This window comes from Streptosporangium fragile (assembly GCF_039534445.1).
GTDB lineage: Bacteria > Actinomycetota > Actinomycetes > Streptosporangiales > Streptosporangiaceae > Streptosporangium > Streptosporangium fragile.
In genome coordinates this window covers 1-22,367 of the sequence record NZ_BAAAVI010000022.1, presented here as the reverse complement: position 1 = coordinate 22,367, position 22,367 = coordinate 1, and the positions used below count along the sequence as shown (strand labels likewise).

The following is a 22,367-nucleotide window of genomic DNA, read 5'->3' as shown; positions in this document are numbered from 1 at the left end:
CCGCGCGGCCCGCCGCACGCCCCGCGGCCCGGTGAGCGCTCACGACCATTCCTCCTGGGCGTCGTCGTCGTTGGGCACGTACTCCTCCGGCGGCCCGCCGTGGGTCCATGGCGTCTGCTCGGGGTCGGGAAGCGCCGCCGACGACTGGAAGTCGTCCGTCAGCGACGTGTAGCAGACCCGCTCGCCCGGCTCGGGGACCGAACCCGGCGCCGGGGTCTTCCCCCGGCCCATTCCCTTGACGATCTTCAGGGTGATCTCCCCACCCGCGATCTCGACGATCTCGGCGGCGTGACCGCGCCGGTCGGGGCTGCCGACCGTGGTCCCGGACGCGAGCCGCACCGGATCGTCCGTCTCGACCGTGACCAGCGGCCGCAGCTTGCGTGAGCGGCCCTCGCCCTCGGTGTGCTCGGGGTCGGCGTACGTCACCGTCCCGGCGAAGGCCTCGCCGGTCAGCCGGTACTCGGCCATGACCAGCGGGTCGTCGTAGGCCCGCTGCACGTCGTAGCTCGCCCGCGCCCGTTCCATTCCCGCCAGTCGCGCGGCGGCGCCGACCGCGCCGTCCCGGCGGGCCTGCGGCGGCCCGCCCTCGGCGATCCGCTCGACGAACCGGGTGAACGACCCGCGGTCGGCCTCCCAGCGGTCCTTGACCCGTGCGCCCTCGGGCAGCGCCCGCAGCAGGCCGACCGCCCGCCACATCAGCCGCCAGGTCGGGTCGAGCTGGGTGCGCAGCGCCTCGCTGATCCGTTCGACGGCGCGCTCGGCCGGCGCCTCCTCGTACGCGCCGATGGCGGGGGCCAGCACCTCGTTGTCGAAACCCGGGTCGGTGGCCGGCCCGGCCGGCGGCCAGAGCAGCGGGTCTTCGGCCTCCTCGGCGGCCTGCCAGCCGGACATCCCCGCCGGCGGGTCGATCCATCCCATCAGTGCCGCCAGGTTGGCGTCCTCGAGCCCGCTCTGACCGGTCGCCCAGTGCTGGGCCAGCGCCTCGGTGGCCACCAGCAGCAGGGAGGAGCCCGGCTGCTGCGACCGGTCGGCGAAGTAGGTCAGCCACCGGCCGAGCATGGGCACCGACGGGTGCACCGGGTAGGGGCCGTCGGCCCGCCGGAACCGGGTGGACCGCCCGAGCAGCCCGACGAACGAGGCCGCCGGGCGGTTCGGCACGAGAATCTGCGGCGCGTCCAGGCACCGCTCGTACGGGTCGCCGCTCCTGCGCTCGACCGTCTCGGTGGTCTTCTGGAACCCCTCGATGTACGGCAGCAGCACCTCGGCCAGCCCGGCGGTGAAGGCGAAGCGCAGGTCGCGGTCGCGCGGTTGCGGGACGACGAGCAGCCGGGGGTGGTCCGGATCGGTGCCCACCATCGCGGCCAGCGGCGCCGCGGCCTCGCCTGCGAGCTTGAGCGGGATGAACACCAGCGGCCGGGCGGCGACGTGACAGTGCCTGACCGTGGTGGTCCGCTGCGCCACGCCGTCCCGGGCGGCCCGCAACTGCGCCAGCGCCGTCAGCGCGCTCACGGCGCCCCCTCCGCGGCTCCCGCGATCGCCTCGCGCCGTCCGCCTCCCGCGACCCGGTCACCGCGGCCGGCGACCGCCGCGGGGGTCGCCCGCGCGCCCCGGTCCGCGGTCACCGCAGCGACTCCTCGCGCAGCCGGTTCGCCAGCCGGAGCAGCTCGGCGATCTCCTCCTGGCCCTCGGCCGGCTCCCGCGTTCCCTCGGCCAGGCCCAGCGCCTCGCTCACCCGTGAGACACCGCCCAGCTGGTCGCGGATCTGGCGGCCGAGCATGTCGGTCGAGCCGCACACGCGGGCCTCGTCACGGCAGAACATGCACAGGTCACACGTCGACAGGCAGTCGGGGGCGTAGCGGGCGGGCACCTGGCGCAGCGCCTCGGCCAGTTCCTCCGCCGAGCGGGTCGGCACCCCGCTCTCGTCGGGGGCGAGGTCGAAGGTGAGGCCGGCCGGCAGGTCCGCGAGCAGGCGCTCGACCCGGGTCATCCGGGCCAGCTGCCGGTTGAGGACCGCCAGCTGCTTGCGCACGTCGATCAGGGCCCCGGCCGGGCGGTTGGCGAAGTTCTCCGGGCAGATGAGCACCACGTCGTGTGAGACGCGCTCCGGGTCGTGCCCGAGGTCGGCCAGGAGCCGGCGCAGCGCCAGGACGTACACCGCCGCCTGCCGCGCCGCCGCGGCCACCTTGCCCGGCTCGGCCTGCCCGTCGACCAGGCCGAACGACTTGATCTCCACGATGTGGAAGCGCCCGCCGATCTGGAAGGCCACCACGTCCGGCTCCAGGTAGGACGTGTGACCGGCGATCTCCAGGCTGAACAGCGGGTGGTCGTAGAACACCGCCGCGCCGTCCTCCTCGCGCGCCGCGCGGTCGATCAACGCCCGGGTGTGGGAGTGGCGCAGGTGGGAGCCGACGCTCTCCACGTCCTGGTAGCCGACCTGGGAGACGGGCAGCCCGAGCAGCTCGCGCAGGACGCGCAGCAGCTCGGCGCAGCCGTTCTCCTTCACCAGCGCCTCGAACCCGTTCCCGCGGGTGATCGCGAACTGCGACTGGCCGAACGGCGCGGGGAAGCCCACGTGCCGGGCCGTGCGGTCCTTGTCGATTCCCGCGGCGTCCATCACGGAGCGGCGGGTGCAGCCGGGGTTGGCGGCCAGGGCCGCGATGGCCCGCGCGTCGTGCGGGCGCGGCGGCACCGGCCCGCGCAGCTCTTCCAGCCTGTTCAGGAAAGCTCGCTCCTGGAGCCGGTTCACGAGCCGGCTCCCTCGTCCCGCCCGGTCTTCAACAGGCCCCCCTCAGGGTGTTCATCGCGGTGACGCCGAACAGGCGCTCCACGTCCGACAGTCGGCTCGTCGCGCGCGCCGCGACCTCGGCCCGCTGGGCGGCGTCGGCGGCCCGGTGCACCTCCAGCTCGGCCCCGGCCGCGCGGATCGCGGTCACCGGGTCGGCCGGGGCGAACCCCTCGACGGCGCCCGGGATGTTCTGCGCCATCCGCGACAGCAGGCGCATCGCCCCCTCGGGCGGCTCCGCCAGGCGGGTCAGGTGCTCGGCGATGCGCATCGCCGAGGTGAGGAAGTGCACGCGGGGGCTGAGCGGACCCAGCACCCGCAGCTCCGTCGGCCACGTGCTGTCGGTGAGCAGTCCGCGGGCGGGGGAGAGACGGTCGGTCAGGGCGGCGCACAGGTAGTACGGCCTGGCGTAGGGGTCGCTGCGGAAAGACCGTTCCTCGTCGCGCCGGAGGCTGGTCAGCTGGGAGCCGCGCAGCTCACGGGAGAAGAACGCGTCGTTGACCGCCACGATCAGCTTGGCCGAGGTGGGCACGCCCAGCAGGGCGAGCGCCTGGTGCACCTGCTCCCTGATGGGCACCAGCGCGATCTCCGGCTCGCGCTGGCGCGGCGGCGCCTCGGCGGTGACCGCCGCGTCCCAGGCCTGCTCGGCCCGGCGCAGATCACCCCGGAGGGAGCGGGCGAGCGCGTTCTCCCGCGCCGCGACGGCCCGCCGCACTTCGGCGCGGAGTTCGGCTATCCGCCGTTCCAGCGCGTCCAGTGAATCACTCACGGCCCGGAGCGTAACAGGAGTTCCATCAGTCTCCCCTGAATTCCAGCGATTTCCAGCATTAAAGTCCGGACCATGCGACGGTAATAATGGGGCGAAAGGGGCATTTCATGCGAAACCTATCGCAGGTCGGGCCGTTCAGGTGTTGGACGTGAAGAGCCTCGCTGGAGTCGCGCACCCCGTGTCCTCCGTCATTCTCGTATTGAGAATTTCTCACGATGAGACTAATTTGATCTCGCAGAGGAGGGCACATGAGAGACGCACGCCGCAGGATCGCCGAGGAGACGGTCGGGATCCTGGACCGCGGCTGGTACGACCACCCCGAACGGGGACGGGTGACCATCACGGAAGAGGTCGCCGCCGCCGTCGCGGGCACACGGCTGTGGACCCCGGGCGAGCTGCGCCGGCTGCGCCCCCGCCCGCCGTCCGTCGCCACCTCCGTGGAGGTGACCAACGAGACGTCCCTGTCGGCCGCCCGCCGGCTGGCCGCCGCCGGCGACGCCGTCGGATGCCTGAACTTCGCCTCGGCGAAGAACCCGGGGGGCGGGTTCCTGAAGGGCGCGGAAGCGCAGGAGGAGACCCTGGCCCGCGCGTCGGGGCTCTACGCCTGCCTGGCCGGGGTGCCGGTGTTCTACGCCTTCCACCGTGCGCAGGCCGACCCGCTGTACAGCCACCACGCGATCTTCTCGCCCGCCGTCCCGGTCTTCAGGGACGACCGGGGCGACCTGCTCAGCCGGCCGTACCCCGTCTCGTTCGTCACCTCCGCGGCACCGAACGCCGGTGCCGTGGACGAGGGCGACCCCCGGCGCGACCTGCTCGCCGAGGTGCTGTCCGAGCGGGCGGCGGGCGTCCTCGCCCTGTTCGCCGACGCGGGAACGCGCGGGATCGTGCTCGGGGCCTGGGGGTGCGGCGTCTTCCGCAACTCGCCCGAGCAGGTGGCCGCCGTCTTCGCGGCGCACCTCGGCCCCGGGGGAGCCTTCCACGGATCGTTCGAGCGGGTGGTGTTCGCCGTGCTCGACCGGGCTCCCGGCACCCCGACCTACGGGGCCTTCGCCAAGGCGTTCTGAGCCCGGCTCGCCGCCGGGGCCCGACCGGTCCCCGGGAGGGCGCGTGGCGGGAGCTCGGCCGCATTGGGGGACGGCCCATGGCGGAGGGGCTCAGCCGGTGTCGGGGGAGGGCCTGCGGGGAAGGTCCAGGCCGGTCTCGGCGAGGGCCCGGGGCGGGGCTCAGCCGGTCTCGGTGAAGGGCAGCGCCTTGCGGCAGCGGACGAGCGCCCGGACGAGGTCCTCCACCTCCTCCGTCCCGAGGTCGGCGCGCATGGCCAGCCTCAGCACCTCCCGGCCGGCCGGCATCAGGGGCCCCTGGAAGACGGACACGACGAACCCCTCCTGCCGCAGGAACTCCAGCACGCGGCCGCCCAGTCGGGGGTCCCGCAGCGGGATCGCGAGGATGGGCGTGTCCGCCGAGGGGTCGCCGACCAGGTCGAACCCCGTCTCCGCGAGGCGGAGGCGGGCGTGCCGCGCGACGGCGCGCAACCGTTCGCGGCGGGCCTCCCCGAAGTCGCCGGCCACCATCTCGATCAGCCGGACCGTGGCCGCCGCGATCCAGGGCGGGACAGGGGCGGAGAAGACGTGCTGGGGGCTGCAGAACTTCAGCAGCGACGCCAGCTCCGGGTCGCCGACTGCCGCGTACCCGCCCGGCTGGCAGAACGCCTTGGTCAGCGTGCCCATGATCACCAGGCGGTCGCGGTAGCGGTCGAAGTCCGCCACCCCGGCGGTGACGCCGCGCCCCTGAGGGCCGACGACGCCGACCGCGTGCGCCTCGTCCGCGTAGAGCAGGCAGTCCCACTCCTCCGCCAGGCGGCACAGTTCGGCCATGTCGAACACGCGGCCGGTGGCGGACTCGAGGGTGTCGGTGAGGATGATCCTTACGGCATGGTCGCCGTGGGAGTCCATCGACCTCCGCAGGAGGGCGGAGAGGTGATCGGCGTCTCCGGTCCGGTAGGTGTAGGCGGCGCACGCCCCGTCCCGCAGCCGGGAGGCGAAACGGATGCCGTGCCGTGCGGAGAAGTGCAGGTCGCCGTCCATGAAGAACAGCGTGGGGGCGGACTTTACCGGGGCCGTGGGGAAAACGTCACGGTACATGCGGATGAAATGGCTGTTCATCCGCAGGCCGAGGGCCTCCATCAATGAGAAGTTGGTGGAATATCCGGAGCCGAAGGTAATCGCCGTTCCCCGCCCGAGGTGGAAACGGGCCAGCGCCTGTTCCAGACGGTGGGACTGGTCTGTCTGAATGATGGCCTCGCTGCCCGGAATGCCGCAGTCGTGGCGTTCGAGGCTTTCGGCCATCACGCTTTTGACCTGCTGATCCGACCCCAGGGCGAGGTAGTCCAGCCCGGAGAGGTCGATCGCCCGCCCGCCGGGGACGTCGAGGTGCTTACCCGTGAACGCGTTCCCGCGCGTGCGGTGACGCGGTTCGAATACGGCCACGCCTTCGGCGGCGCGCCGGAAGGCCTCGGCTTCTTCGTGCAGAATTCGGATGCCCATCGTCACGAAGGATAGATAAGACGCCCGGCTTTACGATAGGGGTTGACTCACATCCACAGGATGGTAACTGTGAGGTGTGAATGGCGCGGAGACATCTCTCGCGGCGGCGGCGCTCGCGCATGAGCTGAAGCGGCGCGGCGGCCGCAATCTGATCGATCGTGAATTCGCCGGCCTGGTGCCGGACGAGGACGTGCGCGAGGATGCCGGTGAGCACGCCGCCCATCTGGACGCCCACGGCATCCGCCACGAGCGCAAGCCCATCCCGTTCGAGCCGCTGCCCTACGTGATCACCACGTCGGCCTACGCCCGGATCGGCGACCGGTTCCGGCGGCTCTTCCAGATCCTTGAGCGGGTCATCGACCTGTACCTGGCCGAGCCGGCCGTACGGGACTTCTTCCGCCTCGCCCCCCGGCACGACGGGCTCATCCGGATGGACGCCTCCTACCGGCCGCGGATCCAGTACTGCCGCTACGACTTCACCCTGGACTCCGGCGGGACTCCCCGGATCTACGAGTTGAACACCCACTCCCCGGCGGCCGCCACCTTCAGTCCCCACTTCGCCCGGCTGCTCGGGCGCAGCCGCACCCTGGACCGGCTGCGCGCGGCGGGCCTGCGGCCGGTGCCGACGGCACTCGAAGAACCCGGCGCCTTCGCGCGCGCCGTGCTCGCCTCCGCGCGGCGGGCCGGCGCCCTGGACCGGGGCACCAACGTCGCGGTGCTCAACAGCCGCTATCTCACCATGACCACCGAGCTCGACCACATCGCCGCGCAGTTCCGCGAGCAGGGATGCACGACGGTGCGCTGCTTCGTCGAGGACCTGGGATTCGACGGGCGGCGCCTGCACTACGGCGGCCTCCCGGTGCACCTCGTCTACAACAAGTACGACGACTCGCGCGGGCCCGGGGCGTTCGAGTGCGCCTTCAGCCGCACCACCGCCGAGGTGCGGCCCTACCTGGACGCCTACCGGGCGGGGGTGGTGTTCTCGGTGAACTCGCTGCCCAGCATGTACCTGCCGGAGCAGAAGAGCACGCTGGCGTTCCTGTGGAGCCCTCTCTTCCACGAGTACGCCGGCCGTGAGGACCTCGAACTCGTCCGGGAGATCATCCCCCGCACCCGCCTGGTCCGCCACCTGGACTCCGGCGAACTGGACGAGGCCGCCGCCCACCGGGAGCGTTACGTTCTCAAGCGCTCCCTGGACACCCGGGGCCGCAGCCTGCTGATCGGCCGCTCCACGGCCGAGGACCGGTGGCTCGCCGCGCTGGGGACGGCGCGGGCCGAGCCGCCGGGAGACGACTACGTCCTGCAGGATCTCGCCGCCGCCGAGCAGAGCGTCACGCGGGACGCCAAACCGGTCCACACCTCACTGGCCTGCTTCCTCTTCGCGGGCGAGCCGGCCGGGCTGATCGTGCGCACCTCGGCCGAGGAGACGACCAACGTCGGCCGCCAGGGCTTCATGCAGCCTCCCCTGCTCGTCGAGGAGCCGCCGTGGACCCGCTCATCCACCACCTGAGCCCGCCCGCGGACATCGCCCCCGAGCTCCTGCTGAAGGACTTCCGGGAGCGGCTCCGCCGCACCACCTGGGGGCACGAGACGCCCGACACCCCGCTGGTCCCCGTCTGGTCGGAGGCGTCCTCGCTGGGGCGCTTCGAGTCGGCGCTGCGGGCGCTCTTCCGGGCCCACCTCAAGGTGCTCGACGCCGTGCGGGCTGGCCGGTGCCCGCCGGAGTACGGACGCCTGGAACGGATCGTGCGCGGCCACTACCTCGACTGGCCCGCCCTGCCCGGCGAGGAGCCACCCGAGGAGGTCCCGCCGGGGCGAGACCCCGCCCGCCATCTCTTCGGGCGCCCCGACGTCATCCTCGGCCCGGACGGCCCCAAGGTGGTGGAGACCAACTTCGACACGGCGGCCGCGGGCCACGAGCGGCCCGACGACATGTGGACGATCGCGGCCGACCTGTTCCGCGCCCCCGCCGACCTGCTGCGCGCAGGCCGTCCCCTGGAGGGGCTGCGGCAGTACTTCCTCGACCTGGCGGGCGGCACGCCGTGCGACATCCACTGGATCATGAAGGACGACGACGCGGCCCGCCGGGAACTGGCTCCCACCATCGAGTTCCTCAACCGCGACCACCGGCGGGTGCGGCACACCATCCACTTCGCGGGCGATCCGCCGCCCGCGCCGCCCGGTGACCGCCCCGCCTACATCCACCGCGCCTGCTCGATCTTCACGGTGAACCGCGACCGCGAACGGTTCGCGGACCTGCTCGCGCGCCTGACCCGGGTGGCGCCCCGCTGCACCGTGCCGGTCGGCCTGTCCCACCTGTCCTCCAAGCTCTTCCTCGCCTGGCTGAGCGACCCCGACGCCCGGCCCGCCACGCTGACGGCCGAGGAACGCGCGGCGGTGGAGGCGCTCGTGCCGTGGACGCGGGTCCTGGCCCTGCTCGGCGCGGAGGAGCTGCGACTCCTGCGGACCGGGCGGGACGGCTTCATCCTGAAGAAAGCCGACTCCCACCAGGCGAAGGACGTCTACTTCGGGTGCAACCTGTCCGACGGCGAATGGCGCGCGCTGCTGGAGGCCAAGCGCGCCGAGCCGGCCGAGCCCGCCGGACCCGGCGCCGCGCCCGGCATCTGGATCGTCCAGGAGCGGGTGCGCCCCCGGGAGTACACGCTCACCGAGATCACCGACGCGGGCCCGGTGGAACGCCGTACGGGACTGTCGTGCTGCCCCTACCTCATGGGCGGGCGGCTACGGGGCCTGGAGACATGGGTCATGCCGTTCACCCCGACCATGACGATGATCGAACGGATGCAGTTCGTGGCCCACTTCGTGAGGACACCCCGACCATGAGCATGCCCTGATCGTGGGAGCGCCCGGAGAACCGGTCCGGCGCCGCGCCCCGGCCGCCCGGCCCGATCCGGCCGTCCCGCCGCGGTGCCCCGGCCGCCCCACCGGAGCGGGCCCGTCTCAGAGTGTCTTGAGCTGGCCGCCGTCGACGCGCAGGAGCGCGCCGGAGATCCACGAGGCCCGGGGCGAGGCGAGCATGGGGGCGACGTGCCGGCTCGCCCGTACGGCGGCCATGAGGTCGACGGCGAACGCCCGCTCCCAGTCGGGGTCGTCGTCCCCGTCCACGAGCGCGCCGGCGTTGTTCACCAGGACGTCGACCCGGCCCAGCTCCGTGCCGGCGGCGTCCAGGAACGCCGTGAGCGCCGCCGGGTCGGCGACGTCGCAGACCGAGGCGTGCACGGCGACGCCCTTCGCCAGCAGTTCCTCCTCGGCCGCCCGCAGCGCCGCGCCGTCCCGGGCGCAGATCGCCACGGCCGCTCCCTCGTCGGCGAAGGCACGGGCGATCGCCAGCCCGATGCCCCTGCTCGCCCCCGTGACCACGGCCGTCCTGCCGGCCAGTCGGAGATCCACGAACGCCGCCCTTTCCCCGCCGTCCTTCCCCGGAACGGAGCGCCGGCGTGACCCGCCGGCTCGCGACGCGACACCGGCGGCGGCCGGACGCCGAACACGATAGCTCAGGGATCGGCCGGGCGGCGGTGACCGCTCAGGCGGGCGGGGGGAACCAGTCCGGGAGCGGGCGGGCGTGGAGCACGTCCAGCCGCGAGACGGCACGGGTCAGCGCGACGTAGAGCCGGTTGAGCCCTCGTGCCCCGGTGCCGGCGATCTCGGCCGGTTCGACCAGCACCACGTGGTCGTACTCCAGGCCCTTGGCCAGCGACGCGGGAACGGCGGTCACCCGGGCCGCGGCGGCCCCGTCGCCGATTCCGGCGGCCTCGATTCCGGCGGCCCGCAGCTCCGCCGTCAGCGGGTCGAGGGCGCCGTCGGCGGCGATCACCGCGATCGATCCCTCGTACCCCAGGGCGTCGCGCACCGCGTCGGCCGCGGCGGCGGGGAGGGCGCCGTGACCGGCCGCCCGGCGGACCCGGAGCCGGCCGTCGGCGCGGAACGAGCGGGTGGCGGGCACGTCCACGGCCAGCTCCGCCAGCAGCCGGTTGGCGACCTCGACGACGGCGGCGGGCACCCGGTAGCCGGTGGTCAGCGCGATCAGCTCGGCGTCCGGCTTGCCCAGGTGTCCCAGATGGTCGCGCCAGTCGCGGGCGGCCCAGGGCGCGGTGCCCTGGGCGAGGTCGCCGAGCACGGTGACGGAGCCGTGCTCGCTCCTGCGGGCGACCGCCCGGCACTGCATCGGCGACAGGTCCTGTGCCTCGTCGACGATGACGTGGCCGTACCCCCGAGGGCGTTCCAGCAGCCCCGCGACCTCGTCGAGCAGCACCGCGTCGGCCGCCGACCAGCGTGCGCTCCTGAAGGAGCGCGGCGGCCGGGCCCACAGGATCGCCGACTGCTCCCGCGGGGTCAAAATCCCCTCGGCGGCCCCGGCCAGCGCCTCGGGGTCACCCAGCAGCCCCGCCAGCACCTCTTCCGGCTGCGCGGCGGGCCACACCGCGTCGAGGTGCGCGGCGACCGCCCTGCCCATCCTCCGGGTCCAGGCGGCGTCGATCATCCGTCCGCGCGCCTCGGCCTGCCGCCGCAGGACGGAGACGATCCGGGACAGCGCGCGCTCACGCCCGACGCCGTACGGGCTCTCCTCCCGGAGGACGCCCGCCACGATGTCGCGGAGCTCCTCCTCGTACACGCGCCAGCGGTAGGAACCGTCGGGGACGACGAGCGGCTCCACCGGGGCGGTCACCCGCCCGTACAGTGCCCGGCGCAGCACCGCCGCCATCCGGGCGTCGTGCTTGACACCCGCCGCCTCCTCGCTGTCGGCGCCCCGGAGCGGCCCGCGCGCCAGCAACCGCTCCACGGTCGTCTGCTCGACGTCGACCTCGCCCAGCGCCGGCAGCACGGCCGAGATGTAACCGAGGAAGGCCTGGTTGGGGCCGAGGATCAGCACGCCGGTGCGTTCGAGCCGCTGCCGGTGGGTGTAGAGCAGGTAGGCGGCCCGGTGCAGTCCCACGGCGGTCTTGCCCGTGCCGGGCGCGCCCTGGACGCAGATCGACCCGTCCAGCCCGGCGCGGACCAGTTCGTCCTGCTCGGGCTGGATGGTGGCGACGATGTCGCGCATCGGCCCGACCCGGGGCCGCTCGATCTCGGCCGCCACGATCCGGCTCGTCGCGCCCGGGTCCCCGCCCCGGCCGAGGTGCTCGTCCTCGAAACCGGTCAGCGCGACCGGCTCCCGCGACCAGCCGAAGCGGCGCCGCACGGTGACCCCCTGCGGATCGCGAGCCCCGGCCCGGTAGAACACCCGGGAGACGGGCGCACGCCAGTCGATCACCATCGGCTGCCGCCCGGTGCCGGCGGAGACGTGCCGTCTGCCGATGTAGTACCGCCGTCCGGCGTGCTCGCCCGTGCCGAAGTCCAGGCGGCCGAAGAACGCCGGGCCGTCCGGCTCCTCACCCAGCTGCTTGGCCAGGCTCTTCAGGTGACGCCCGAGCCGCTCCGCGCTGTAGCGGTCGCCCGCCACGTGCTCGCCGACGACGACGTTCAGCCGCGCGTCCTCCAGCATCCGCCGCATGGCCGCCCTGCACTCGGCCAGGTAGGCCCGCTCGCGGTCCAGTTCCGTGCCGGTCATCCTCACCCCCACAATCCTTAACCTGGTAAAGATATTAACCAGGTTAAGAAACCTGGTAAAGATATTAACCAGGTTAAGACTCTGTTAGGGTGGACCGGTGACAGGGTTGAGGGAACGCAAGAGGCGGCAGGTCCACGAGGCGATCTCCGCGGCGGCGGTCGCGCTGTTCCTGGAGCGCGGATTCGACGAGGTCTCGGTCGCCGAGGTCGCGGCGGCGGCGGGGGTCTCCAAACCCACCCTGTTCAAATACTTCGCCGCCAAGGAAGATCTCGTCCTGCACCGGATCTCCGACCACCAGGGCGAGGCCGCCCGGGTCGTCCGCGAGCGCGCGCCGGGGGAGGCGCCGCTGGCCGCGCTCCGTCGTCACTTCCTGGCCGGGCTCGACCGGCGCGACCCGGTGACGGGGCTGAACGACGACCCCGAGGTGCTCGGCTACCACCGGATGGTCTTCGCCACACCCGGCCTGGCCGCCCGCCTGTTCCACTACATGGCCCTCGACGAGGAGATGCTGGCCGCCGCGCTCGCCGAGGTCACCGACGAGCTCACCGCGCGCCTCGTCGCCGGGCAGGTCCTCGCCGTGCAGCGGGTGCTGGCCCGCCGGAACTGGCTCAGACTGGCCGAAGGGGAGAGCGCCGACACGGTCCATCCCGCGGCCGTGGCCGCCGCCGACCGCGCCTTCGCGCTGCTCCCCGCCCTTCCGCCCGCGCGGTGGCCGCCCCGGCCGCCGGGCCGCGGGCGCGGGAAACGCTCAGGCCGCCGGTCCGGGCGGCCGGACAGCGGCGCGGTGAGCGTGCGGGCCGCCGGTCCGGGCGGCCCTGACACGACGCGGGGAACGCCGCGGCCCGGCCGCCCGGTGGCCTCCTCAGGCCTCGACCTCCGTACGGTCGCCCGACCACAGGGTGTGGAACGAACCCTCGCGGTCCACCCGCTGGTAGGTGTGCGCGCCGAAGAAGTCGCGCTGGCCCTGGATCAGGGCCGCCGGCAGTCGTTCGGCCCGCAGCGAGTCGTAGTAGGCCAGCGCGGTCGAGAAACCGGGAACCGGGATGCCCAGCTCGGCGGCCTTGGCCACCACGCGCCGCCACGAGTCCTGCGCCAGCGTCAGCGCCTCGGCGAAGTACGGTGCGGCCAGCAGCGTGACGGGCTTGTCCTCCGCCTCGTACGCCTCGCGGATGCGGTCGAGGAAGACGGCCCGGATGATGCAGCCGCCGCGCCAGATCGTGGCCAGCGCGCCCGGATCGACGTCCCAGCCGTACTCCGCGCTGCCCGCCCCGATCTGGTCGAAGCCCTGGGCATAGGCGACGATCTTCGAGGCGTACAGCGCCCGCCGCACGTCCTCCACGAACTCCTCGCCGACGGACCCGGCGGGTACCCGCGACGGGCCGGGCAGGCCGCGCGCCGCCGCCCGCAGATCCGCGTGACCGGAGAGCGAACGGGCGAACACCGCCTCGGCGATGCCGCTCACCGGGACGCCCAGGTCCAGCGCGATCTGCACGGTCCAGCGGCCGGTGCCCTTCTGCTCCGCCCGGTCCGCGATCACGTCGACGAGCGGCCCGCCGGTGGCCGCGTCGACCTGGCGCAGCACCTCGGCGGTGATCTCGATCAGGTACGAGGACAGCTCGCCCTCGTTCCACGCCGCGAAGACGTCCGCCAGCTCGGCCGGGGACCGGCCCAGCCCCTGCCGGAGCAGGTCGTAGGCCTCGGCGATGAGCTGCATGTCGGCGTACTCGATGCCGTTGTGCACCATCTTGACGAAGTGCCCGGCCCCGTCGGGACCGATGTGCGTGCAGCAGGGCACGCCGTCCACCTTCGCCGCGATGTCCTCCAGCATCGGGCCCAGCGCCTCGTACGACTCCGCGGAGCCGCCCGGCATGATGCTCGGCCCGAGCAACGCGCCCTCCTCGCCGCCGGAGACTCCCGCGCCGACGAAGTGGATGCCCTGCTCGCGCAGTGCGGCCTCGCGCCGGCGGGTGTCGGCGAAGTGGGCGTTGCCCCCGTCCACGAGCATGTCGCCCGGTTCGAGCAGCGGCGCGAACTCCTCGATCACCGCGTCGGTCGGGGCCCCCGCCTTCACCATGATCAGAACGCGCCGGGGGCGTTCCAGGGCCGCGACGAGTTCCTCCGGCGTCTCACAGGCGACGAAGTCGCCCTCGTGCCCGTGCTCCTCGATGAGTGCCTTCGTCCTGTGGTGCGACCTGTTGTGCACCGCCACCGTATGTCCGTGCCTGGCCAGGTTGCGGGCGAGGTTCGCGCCCATCACGGCCAGTCCTGTCACGCCGATCTGCGCCTGCGTCATACCGACACTCCCTGTCTCCACGTCCGAGAATGACAGTCTGCACCTACCGGTTTTCACGAGCGCGGAGAGGGCACGGGTGCGAGGACGCCGCGATATCGGGCCATGACCGTGCCGGCCCCCGGCGCCCCGGCGGCCGCACCGGTCCGCGGAACACCGGAGGACACCCGGAGGACACCGGGGGACGCCCGGGGGGACACGGTCTCGCCCCGGAGCGCCCGCGCCGAGGAGCGCCTACGTGCCCGTCTGCCCCTGCCGGGCGGGCAGCCCCTGGTCGCGATTCTCGATGATCATCAGCCCGATCCCGGCCAGCAGCAGGATCAGGAAGGCCGCGGCCACCGCCAGGAAGACCCGCGCGTTCGACGAGCCGGGCCGCCCGGTGCGCGCCTCGACGGACTGGGTGCTCGACGTCCCCTTCAGACCCGGCGACGTCAGGTGTGAGCGCACCGGCTCCCTGCCGGGCCCGGAAGGCACCCCCGGCATGCCGTACGGGGACGGCGGCGCCGGGGCGTACGGCGGCGCCCCCGCTTCGGGCACCGTTCTCAGCAGCGGGGACGGCGGCGGGACAGGGGAGGCGGGGCGCGGCGGAACGGCCCGCGGCGCCCCGGCGCTCCGCTCCAGCCGCAGGTCGCTGAGCGCGTCCCGCAGCGCGGCCACGGACGGGGTGCGCTGCGCCGGGTCGCTGACCATGGCCTGCCGCAGCACGGCGGTGAGCTCCGGCGGCACGTCCGGGATATCCGGGATGGGCAGGCGGTGCAGGGCCATGATGACCGCGATGTTGACCACGCCGTTCTCCGGGAAGCGCGGCGGGCGCCCCGACAGCAGCGCGTACAGCGTGGCGCCGAGCGAGTAGACGTCGCCCGCCGCGGCGGGCTCGGTCAGCTCGAACGCCTCCGGCGGGGCGTAGGCGGGGGTGAGCGACTCGCGCGTCACCGAGGCCTCGCTGCCCGGGGACGGCATGGTGGCCAGGCCGAAGTCGGAGAGCACCACGTTGCCGTACCGGTTGATCAAGATGTTGGCCGGTTTGATGTCGCGGTGCAGCACCCCGGCGGCGTGAGCGGCCGCCAGCGCGTCGGCGATGCGGATGCCGATGTCGGCGACCTCGGCCGGTAGGAGCCGCTTCTCGACCCGCAACCGGTCCAGCAGCGAACCGCCGGGGCACAGCTCCATGACCATGTACGGGCGGCCGTCGGGCAGAACCCCCGCGTCGTAGACGTGCGCGACGTGCGGGTGGCCGGACAGGGCGCCCGCCGAGGTCACCTCGCGCATGAACCGGCGCCGGTCCCGTTCCGAGACCAACACCCGGTTGTCCACCTTCAGCGCGACCTCGCGATCCACCGCGAGCTGCCTGGCCCGGTAGACGATCCCGAAACCGCCCTGGCCGAGCACGCCGGACACCTCGTAGCCCGGTACCGCAATGGCACCCGCTTCGGCCACCTGCCACCTCCTGGAGACGTGCGGCAGATTACCGGAATTTTGCTTTCAGACCGGTTGCATATTCCTTGCGGACGGTGTCGCGGTCCGGTCCGGCGCCGAGGGGCTCCCGAGAGCCGGTCGCCCCGCCAGGTCCGACAGCAGCCGGTCCCAGCGGGCGCCGACGGAGTCCAGGTCGTATCCGGCGGATGTCAGGGCGGCGTTCCGGCCGAGCCTGCCGAGCAGCTCCCGGTCCTCGATCAGCCGGCAGAGGGCCTCGGCGAGGGCGGCGGGCTTCTTCGGGGGCACGAGCAGGCCGTCGTACTCGTGCGTGACGATCTCCCGGGGACCGTGGGGGCAGTCGAAGCTCACCACGGGAACGCCCTTGCTCATCGCTTCCAGGATCGTCATGCTGAAGCCCTCGTAGCGCGAGCTCACCACGTGGATCGACGACCTGGCCAGCTCGACGCCGATCTCGGTGGAGCCGCCCATGAGCAGCATCGAGCCCGACAGCCCCGCCTCCTCGATCCTGGCCCGCAGCCGCGCCTCCGCCTCCGGCCTGCCGCGCCCGTACACGCGCAGCACCCAGTCCGGATGCGCCTCCGCGACCTGCTTCCACGCCCTGACCAGCAGGTCGAAGCCTTTGGCGTGGACGAACCTGCCGATGGCGATCACGACCTTCTCGTCCAGTTGCGACATGCCGCCTTCCAGCGCGGTCACCGCGTTGGGGATGCGCAGCAGCTGTGCCGGCGGGTTCTTCAGCGTCTTGGCGTAGCGGTCCAGGTCCGCCTGGGTGAGGGTGACGAACGCGTCGAACCGGCCGTAACGCCGTTTGATGAGCCGTACGACCTCGGGGGAGTGCACGTCCAGCGTCACGTGCTCCTGCCCGATCGTGATGACGCCCGGTGGCGCGAACAGCGCGGTGACCAAGTTGAGCCCCGGACGGGTGGAGATCACCACCCCGCTCCGCATGGACCGCAGGAAGCCGACGAGGCGCAGGTCGGTCCAGAGCGAGAGCGATGTGTAGACGTTTTCTTGCTGCGGAATCAGCACGCTCGGGAAACGTGACAACAGCCGCGCCACCGGACTCCGGCGCCCGGTCCTGTCGTCCAGGAACGACACCCGCACGCCCGGCGGCACGGGGAAGAACGGCTTCTTCGCCGTCCGCACCACGCTCACGACCTCCACATCGCGCTCGCGTGCCAGGTAGCCCGCCAGGTTGAGCACGGTCCTGATGGTGCCGCCCATCCCGTACGCGTGATGCAGCAGGATCCGCACCGTCCCGGTGTCCGCTGCCGGGGTGCGGCGCGCACGCCTCGCGTTGAGCGTTCTCAGCAGCCACAGCGCCGCCGACACGGCCGCTCGCGCCGGCCGGGACGCCGCCCGCCGGGCCGCCCCGCGCCCCCGGCGTACCGTGCGTCGGGCCGTCTCCTGCACCCGGTGTGCCGCGCGTCCGGTCGCTCCCCGCACCTTCCCCGACATTCCCGAAAAGCCCCCTGCCCGTCGATTGGCTCCCTGACCCCACCGCTCCGGCTGTCCGGCCGTCTGCCGTACGGTGCCCTTGAACGGCCGTCCCCTGCCCAGAAAGCAGATAAATATCCTTTTCGTGGTGGCCGTTCCGCCGGAGACGGAAACAAGCGCACTCCGGCGTCGGTCCGGGCGGCTTTCCCGCGGTACGGCGTTCAGGCTCCTTCTCCGCCTCTCCACGGACTCTCCGGGAGCCGGCCACCTCCTTCACCCGCCGCACCCGCTGTCCGCCGGAGCCGTGATCGTCCTTCCCGCCCTCGGAGGGGACGCGGCCTATGCTGTTCCCCTCTGGAAGGGAGACCCAGCGGTGAGCGGACGGGATCCGGATCGGCGGCGGGCGCTGCTCGACGCCGCGGACCGGGTGATCCGGCGGGAGGGCCCCGAGGCGTCCATGGCCTCGATCGCCGCCGAGGCCGGGATCACCAAACCCATCCTCTACCGGCACTTCGGCGATAAAAGCGGGCTCTACCAGGCCCTGGCCAACCGGCACGTCCGCACCGTGGTCAGCACGCTCCGCCCGGAGTTCGACCGCGACAAGACGGACCTGAGCAGCCGCGCCCGCGCGACGATCACCGCCTACCTGGAGATGATCGCCGCCAACCTGAACCTCTACCGTTTCCTCTTCCACCGGGCCGGCGCCGAGGACAGCCGGACCCATTCCCAGATGACCGCCATCGTGCGCAGCCTGGGTGAGGAGCTCGGCACGGTCATCGCCGCCGAGACGGCCGTACCCGACCCGATCCGCGCCCAGGTCCTCGGGCACGCCTTCGTCGGGATGGTCCAGGCCACCGGAGACTGGTGGCTGGAGCATCCCGAGGTGGACCGCGCCGAGGTCGTCGAAGGGCTGGTCAGCGTGATCGTGGCGACGATGGAGGCCACTCTGCCCCGCTGACTCCGTCCCGCGCCGCTGTCACCCGTCACCCGCGAGCGGCCATCACCCGGGACGCGGCGGAGGTCTGCGCGGCAGACGGAGACGACGACCGGATCGCGGAAGATCGCGGGACGGCCGGCGCCGGGCTCAGGCGCTTTCCCCGAGAAGGCGGGGCACCCGTGATCCCCGCCGAGCGGATCCCGGTCGCCGAACCCGCGAGCCACTGTCGAGGACACGTCGGCCGCCGCCGCGATCGTCCCGGCGGCGCAGGCGTGTTCCACCGCCGGCGCCGGCGCCCCCGACCGGTCATGTGCCGGCGCCCCCGGCCGGTCATGCGACGGCATCTCCGACCGGTCACCGGCGGACCGCATCGAGGGGGCGGTTCGAGAGCGGACGGCGGCCGGGGCCCCGGCCGCCCCGGCCACAGGACGGCGAGGGTGACGATCGCGGAGATCGTCAACGGGACTCCCAGCAGAACTTCGAGAAGCACGGTGGCGGACATCGAGCCCTCCTCGACCTCGCCATGGACACGTGACCACGAGGACGAAGGTCTTCCCACGCCCCCATGTCGAACGAGAGGGCCACCCCGCCGGGTCTCCCTGCGCCGGGGACCGTGATGACGATCGGGGTGTCGGACGGTGGGTACTCCCCTCCGCTGGTTCCACTGTACGCGGGGCTCGGGCGCCGCGCCCGGCCACCGGCCGGGGGTGGAGCTCCGCCCGGGGGGTGGCCTAATCTGGAACGGCGAGGGGAGTACTTCCCAAGAGTCGATCCGGTCAGTACGGATGTTCCGAAACATCCCCGGACGGCCACCCGCATAGTGCAGGTGAAGGAGACCTCGAACGACCGAGCGCGTTCGAGGGGGTTTTATGCCTGCCCAAACAGTCCTGTCCACAGCCGAGATCCAAACGGTCGGTTCGCCGCAACTGTGGGTGATCACCGTGGCTGCTCTGGTGCTGCTGTTGGCCGTGGACTTCATGCTGACACGACGCCCGCACGAGGTGCGGATGCGCGAGGCGCTGGGCTGGTCGGTCTTCTACCTGGCGCTTCCCCTGGCCTTCGGCGTCTACCTGTGGAGCGCCTTCGGGTCCGGCGTGGCGGTGGAGTTCTTCACCGGCTACGTGGTGGAGAAGTCGCTGTCGGTGGACAACCTGTTCGTGTTCATGCTGCTGCTGTCCGCCTTCGCCGTCCCGGCCGCGCTGGCCCAGCGGGTCCTGCTGTACGGCATCGTCGGGGCACTGGTGCTGCGTGCCGTCTTCATCGCGCTGGGGGCGGCCGTCCTGCAGAGCGGAACATGGGCGTTCCTGCTGTTCGGCGGGGTGCTGATCGTCACCGCCGGGAAGATCCTCAAAGACGCCCTGAGCGGGAAGGAGCAGGAGGTCGACATCTCCTCCATGCGCACCATCCGGCTGCTGCGGCGCTTCATGCCGGTCACCGACGACTACCGCGGTTCCCGCCTGGTCGTCCGGGAGGGCGGCCGCCGCGCCCTGACCCCGCTGGCGCTGGCGATCGTGGCCGTCTTCGCCACCGACATCGTCTTCGCCGTCGACTCGGTGCCCGCGGTGTACGGCGTGACCGAGGATCCCTTCCTCGTCTTCACCACCAACGCCTTCGCCCTGCTGGGCCTGCGGGCGCTCTACTTCGTGCTCCTGAGCGTCCTGGCGAAACTGCGGCACCTGAACCACGGGCTCGGCATCATCCTGGCCTTCATCGGGATCAAGCTCGTCCTGCACTGGGCGCACGGCGTCTGGACATGGGTTCCGGAGATTCCCACGCTGCTCTCGCTGGGGGTCATCGTCGTGGTTCTGGCCACGGTCACGATCACGAGCCTGTACGCCAACAGTCGCGACGCGAAACCCGCCGCGCTCGCCGGCCGCGACCCCCGCGTGTAGCCGACGTGCCAAGCCCGTCCGGGTTCCCCGGGCGGGCTACGGGAGACGACCTGCCGGGCCCCGGCCACCCACCCGAGCTGTTCCGCGGGCGTCACATGGCTCGCCCGGCAGGAAAGATGGGCACCATGAGCATCGGAAACGGCGCCGTATGGATCGTGGACATCGACGGCACCCTCGCCCTACGAGGTGACCGGGGCCCCTACGACTGGGACCGTGTCGGGGAGGACCTGCCGAACCCTCCCGTCGTCGCGATCGTCCGGGCCCTCATCCTCGCGGGCCATCCGATCGCCTACGTGTCCGGCCGGATCGAGAGAACCCGCCGTACCACGGAACGCTGGCTGCGGGCCCACGTCGGACACTTCGACAGTGCCGAAGGGCTGTGGCTGAGGCCGAACGGCGACCGCCGACCCGACACCGTCTGGAAAGCCGAGGTCTACCGGGAGCACTTCGCGTGTCGAGAGGTCGCCGCCGTCGTCGAAGACCGGGCAAAAGTCGTGGCGATGTGGCGCTCCCTCGGGCTCACCGTGGTCCAGGTCGCCGAAGGGAACTACTGACGGGTCGCGACCATGCCGCCTGTCGTGAGGCACGGCGGCCGCGTCCCGGGGAGCGCCGCCGCTGACCTGCGGCCTCATCCCGGCGGCCGCGGAAGGGCCGGCGAGGGGGGACGCCATGCACCCGGACCCGGACCGTACCGGCCACCTCGCCCGGGTGCTTCCCCGCAGCGACGTCGTGCACCCGGCCCCGGACCGGCGCCCTCGGGGCCACCGACGACGTCCCGGCCTGGACGCGACGTACCGGAGCTTCTCATTCACCGAAACGCGACAGCCGGCCGCGGGCACGGGCATGGCGCAACGCCCAGGCGAACAGGCCCAGCGTGGCGGCGAGATAGACCGCGTCCAGCGCTGCCGCCCAGGCCAGGCTCTCCCACGGCACGGCGCCGCCGTTGAGGACGATCCGCATGCCCGCGAAGACGTGCGTGGCGGGCAGGCACCAGGCGATCGCCTGGACCGGACCGGGCAGGACCTCCACCGGATAGAAGATTCCGGCCAGCGGCTGTACGACGAAGACCAGGGACCACGCGATCACCTGCGCGTTCTCACCGAAGCGCAGCACCGCGGAGATGCCCACCAAGCCGAGGGACCAGCCCATCACCAGCAGCAGCCCCATGAAGGGGACCAGCCCGGCGCCCAGGCTCGTGACGCCGAAGCCGTACAGGACGAGCGCCAGCCCCGACATGATCAAGACGGCGAAGACGACCTTGCCCAACGAGAACACGATCAGCCCGATCACGTACTCGACACTGGAGAGCGGACTGACCTGGACGTTCAGCAGGTTTCTACTCCAGATGTCCTCCAGGAAGGCGATGGAGATCTCATTGCTGGCCTTCTGGAGCACCTGCCAGAGCAGGACCGCGCCGAGCAGGAACGCGGCCACGAACGGCACCTGCTGCGATTGCAGGTACAGCGTCACGAAGCCCCAGACGAACAGCTCGATCGTCGGCCAGAAGACGATCTCGAACATCCGGACCGGGCTCCGCCGTAGCGCGGCCAGGTCGCGCAGGACGACACCGCCGATTCGCCGCCTGCGAGCGGCGAGGCCGAGCGGAGGAAGAACCACCGTCATGATCGCGCCACCTTGAGAAACACCTCTTCCAGATCCACCGCCCCGTAGACGTCGGTCAGCTCGGCGGGGCTCCCGCCGGCCACGATCCGTCCTTCGGACATGAAATGGATGCGGTCGCACATCCGCTCCACCTCCCGCATGTTGTGCGAGGTGATGAGCATCGCCCTGCCACTCTCTCGGGCGACCCGGACCAGCAGGTTGCGGATCCGATCCCCGGCGTCGGGGTCGAGGCTCGCGGTGGGCTCGTCCAGAATGAGCAGGCTCGGCTCGTTGAGCAGAGCCTTGGCCAGTTGCACGCGGGTGCGCTGCCCCGACGAGAGTTCCATCACACGCCGCCTGCGCAGCCGGCCCAGGTCGAGCAGTTCGACGACCTCCTCCACCCGGGTCTTCGGGTGCCGTACCCCGTACAACCGGGCGAAGGCGTCAAGAACCTCCCGCACGTGCAGGACGCCGGGCAGGTCGACGTAGCTCGCCGCGAAGTTGATCCGGCTGAGCACCTCTGTCCGGTGCCTGGCCAGCTCCAGGCCGAACATGCGGATGTTCCCCGAATCGGGAGTGATCAGGCCGAGCAGCATGTGCAGGGTCGTCGACTTGCCCGCGCCGTTGGGACCGAGCAACCCGACGATCTCACCGGGGTCGACGATGAGGTCCACCTTCTCGACGGCGGTCACCGGACCGAACCTCTTCGCGAGAGCCGTCGCCTCGAGAATCGCCACCTGTCCAGCGTGCGGCCGTCCCCGCCCTGCGGGCAATCGGTTTTCCGCTGGTCGGAGCGCCGATTTGACGATCCCGATCGGGGTCCATAAAGTTCACCAGGCCCGAGGGGACGGCCACGCTGCCGCGGCCTCGGGATTCCTTCCGATCACACCCGCTCTCCGGCCTGATTCGACATGGGTCGGATGATGGAGTAGGTTAGAAGGGTTGCCCCGAAAGGGGGGACGCCGGAATTCGGCAGGCAAGCGAAATCGGGTCGGTTTGACACGAAAATGCGGGCCTGAAAGAATAAAGGCACAACGAAAGAACGAAACAAAAACGAACGCCCCGGGCGATCGGCCGCTGAGTCGGGAGTGCGGTGTACGCGTCCGTTT

At 72.2% G+C, this 22,367-nt stretch carries 17 protein-coding genes and 1 pseudogene; 7 read left to right on the top strand and 11 right to left on the bottom strand.

Annotation, left to right across the window (positions count from 1 at the left end):
• Positions 1-39: 39 nt before the first annotated feature.
• From ABD841_RS16595 to ABD841_RS16585, 3 genes are all read right to left on the bottom strand, one after another.
• Positions 40-1,509: a hypothetical protein gene (locus ABD841_RS16595; RefSeq protein WP_344972354.1), complete on the bottom strand. Its 1,470-nt coding sequence runs from the start codon at positions 1,507-1,509 to the stop codon at positions 40-42.
• A gap of 109 nt (positions 1,510-1,618) precedes the next feature.
• The gene (locus ABD841_RS16590; RefSeq protein WP_344972352.1) at positions 1,619-2,746 is read right to left on the bottom strand and encodes a hypothetical protein; all 1,128 of its coding nucleotides are present in this window, start codon (positions 2,744-2,746) and stop codon (positions 1,619-1,621) included.
• Between the two features lie 28 nt (positions 2,747-2,774).
• Positions 2,775-3,551, bottom strand: coding sequence for a hypothetical protein (locus tag ABD841_RS16585; protein WP_344972351.1), 777 nt, complete (start codon positions 3,549-3,551; stop codon positions 2,775-2,777).
• 248 nt (positions 3,552-3,799) lie between these two features.
• Between ABD841_RS16585 and ABD841_RS16580 the strand changes: the two genes are divergently transcribed.
• Positions 3,800-4,615 carry a TIGR02452 family protein gene (locus ABD841_RS16580; protein WP_344972349.1) on the top strand — a complete coding sequence of 272 codons (816 nt, stop codon included), beginning with the start codon at positions 3,800-3,802 and terminating at the stop codon, positions 4,613-4,615.
• A gap of 159 nt (positions 4,616-4,774) precedes the next feature.
• Here the strand turns inward: ABD841_RS16580 and ABD841_RS16575 are convergent, their stop codons facing one another.
• Positions 4,775-6,094 (bottom strand): aminotransferase class I/II-fold pyridoxal phosphate-dependent enzyme, encoded by a 1,320-nt coding sequence (locus ABD841_RS16575; RefSeq protein ID WP_344972348.1) that lies wholly within the window; start codon positions 6,092-6,094, stop codon positions 4,775-4,777.
• Between the two features lie 76 nt (positions 6,095-6,170).
• Between ABD841_RS16575 and ABD841_RS16570 the strand changes: the two genes are divergently transcribed.
• Positions 6,171-7,604, top strand: a complete 1,434-nt coding sequence (locus tag ABD841_RS16570) for a hypothetical protein (RefSeq protein ID WP_344972346.1) — start codon at positions 6,171-6,173, stop codon at positions 7,602-7,604.
• Positions 7,580-8,938 carry a hypothetical protein gene (locus tag ABD841_RS16565; protein ID WP_344972345.1) on the top strand — a complete coding sequence of 453 codons (1,359 nt, stop codon included), beginning with the start codon at positions 7,580-7,582 and terminating at the stop codon, positions 8,936-8,938. Before ABD841_RS16570 ends, ABD841_RS16565 begins: the two co-directional genes overlap by 25 nt.
• A 117-nt stretch (positions 8,939-9,055) precedes the next feature.
• Here the strand turns inward: ABD841_RS16565 and ABD841_RS16560 are convergent, their stop codons facing one another.
• Together ABD841_RS16560 and ABD841_RS16555 are read right to left on the bottom strand one after the other, a co-directional pair.
• The gene (locus ABD841_RS16560; RefSeq protein ID WP_344972344.1) at positions 9,056-9,505 is read right to left on the bottom strand and encodes an SDR family NAD(P)-dependent oxidoreductase; all 450 of its coding nucleotides are present in this window, start codon (positions 9,503-9,505) and stop codon (positions 9,056-9,058) included.
• 133 nt (positions 9,506-9,638) lie between these two features.
• Entirely contained in the window at positions 9,639-11,663 is a 2,025-nt protein-coding gene (locus ABD841_RS16555) for a HelD family protein (protein ID WP_344972342.1), read from the bottom strand.
• A 97-nt stretch (positions 11,664-11,760) separates the two neighbouring features.
• On the opposite strand from ABD841_RS16555, the pseudogene ABD841_RS16550 reads away from it, so the two are divergent.
• A pseudogene (locus ABD841_RS16550) lies at positions 11,761-11,880 on the top strand (TetR family transcriptional regulator); the annotation flags it as partial.
• Between the two features lie 645 nt (positions 11,881-12,525).
• On the opposite strand, the gene gndA reads toward ABD841_RS16550, so the two are convergent.
• The 3 genes from gndA to ABD841_RS16535 form a co-directional block, all read right to left on the bottom strand.
• Positions 12,526-13,956, bottom strand: a complete 1,431-nt coding sequence (gene gndA / locus ABD841_RS16545; RefSeq protein WP_344972340.1) for an NADP-dependent phosphogluconate dehydrogenase — start codon at positions 13,954-13,956, stop codon at positions 12,526-12,528.
• A 231-nt stretch (positions 13,957-14,187) separates the two neighbouring features.
• Positions 14,188-15,390, bottom strand: coding sequence for a serine/threonine-protein kinase (locus ABD841_RS16540; protein WP_344972338.1), 1,203 nt, complete (start codon positions 15,388-15,390; stop codon positions 14,188-14,190).
• Positions 15,391-15,435: 45 nt separating this feature from the next.
• Complete coding sequence (locus tag ABD841_RS16535; RefSeq protein ID WP_344972336.1) at positions 15,436-16,722, bottom strand: glycosyltransferase family 4 protein; 1,287 nt, start codon at positions 16,720-16,722, stop codon at positions 15,436-15,438.
• 478 nt (positions 16,723-17,200) lie between these two features.
• On the opposite strand from ABD841_RS16535, the gene ABD841_RS16530 reads away from it, so the two are divergent.
• From ABD841_RS16530 to ABD841_RS16520, 3 genes are all read left to right on the top strand, one after another.
• The gene (locus ABD841_RS16530; RefSeq protein WP_344972334.1) at positions 17,201-17,785 is read left to right on the top strand and encodes a TetR/AcrR family transcriptional regulator; all 585 of its coding nucleotides are present in this window, start codon (positions 17,201-17,203) and stop codon (positions 17,783-17,785) included.
• A gap of 848 nt (positions 17,786-18,633) precedes the next feature.
• The gene (locus ABD841_RS16525) at positions 18,634-19,656 is read left to right on the top strand and encodes a TerC/Alx family metal homeostasis membrane protein (RefSeq protein ID WP_344972332.1); all 1,023 of its coding nucleotides are present in this window, start codon (positions 18,634-18,636) and stop codon (positions 19,654-19,656) included.
• 125 nt (positions 19,657-19,781) lie between these two features.
• Positions 19,782-20,210 (top strand): phosphatase domain-containing protein, encoded by a 429-nt coding sequence (locus ABD841_RS16520; RefSeq protein ID WP_344972330.1) that lies wholly within the window; start codon positions 19,782-19,784, stop codon positions 20,208-20,210.
• A 250-nt stretch (positions 20,211-20,460) separates the two neighbouring features.
• Here the strand turns inward: ABD841_RS16520 and ABD841_RS16515 are convergent, their stop codons facing one another.
• Positions 20,461-21,279 carry an ABC transporter permease gene (locus ABD841_RS16515; RefSeq protein WP_344972328.1) on the bottom strand — a complete coding sequence of 273 codons (819 nt, stop codon included), beginning with the start codon at positions 21,277-21,279 and terminating at the stop codon, positions 20,461-20,463.
• Complete coding sequence (locus tag ABD841_RS16510) at positions 21,276-21,995, bottom strand: ABC transporter ATP-binding protein (protein WP_344972326.1); 720 nt, start codon at positions 21,993-21,995, stop codon at positions 21,276-21,278. Before ABD841_RS16510 ends, ABD841_RS16515 begins: the two co-directional genes overlap by 4 nt.
• Positions 21,996-22,367 lie beyond the last annotated feature (372 nt).

Coding starts and splice junctions, on each gene's coding strand:
- ABD841_RS16580 (WP_344972349.1), top strand. CDS start 3,800: ATGAGAGACGCACGCCGCAGGATCGCCGAGGAGACGGTCGGGATCCTG.
- ABD841_RS16555 (WP_344972342.1), bottom strand. CDS start 11,663: ATGACCGGCACGGAACTGGACCGCGAGCGGGCCTACCTGGCCGAGTGC.
- gndA (WP_344972340.1), bottom strand. CDS start 13,956: ATGACGCAGGCGCAGATCGGCGTGACAGGACTGGCCGTGATGGGCGCG.
- ABD841_RS16515 (WP_344972328.1), bottom strand. CDS start 21,279: ATGACGGTGGTTCTTCCTCCGCTCGGCCTCGCCGCTCGCAGGCGGCGA.
- ABD841_RS16575 (WP_344972348.1), bottom strand. CDS start 6,094: ATGGGCATCCGAATTCTGCACGAAGAAGCCGAGGCCTTCCGGCGCGCC.
- ABD841_RS16525 (WP_344972332.1), top strand. CDS start 18,634: ATGCCTGCCCAAACAGTCCTGTCCACAGCCGAGATCCAAACGGTCGGT.
- ABD841_RS16520 (WP_344972330.1), top strand. CDS start 19,782: ATGAGCATCGGAAACGGCGCCGTATGGATCGTGGACATCGACGGCACC.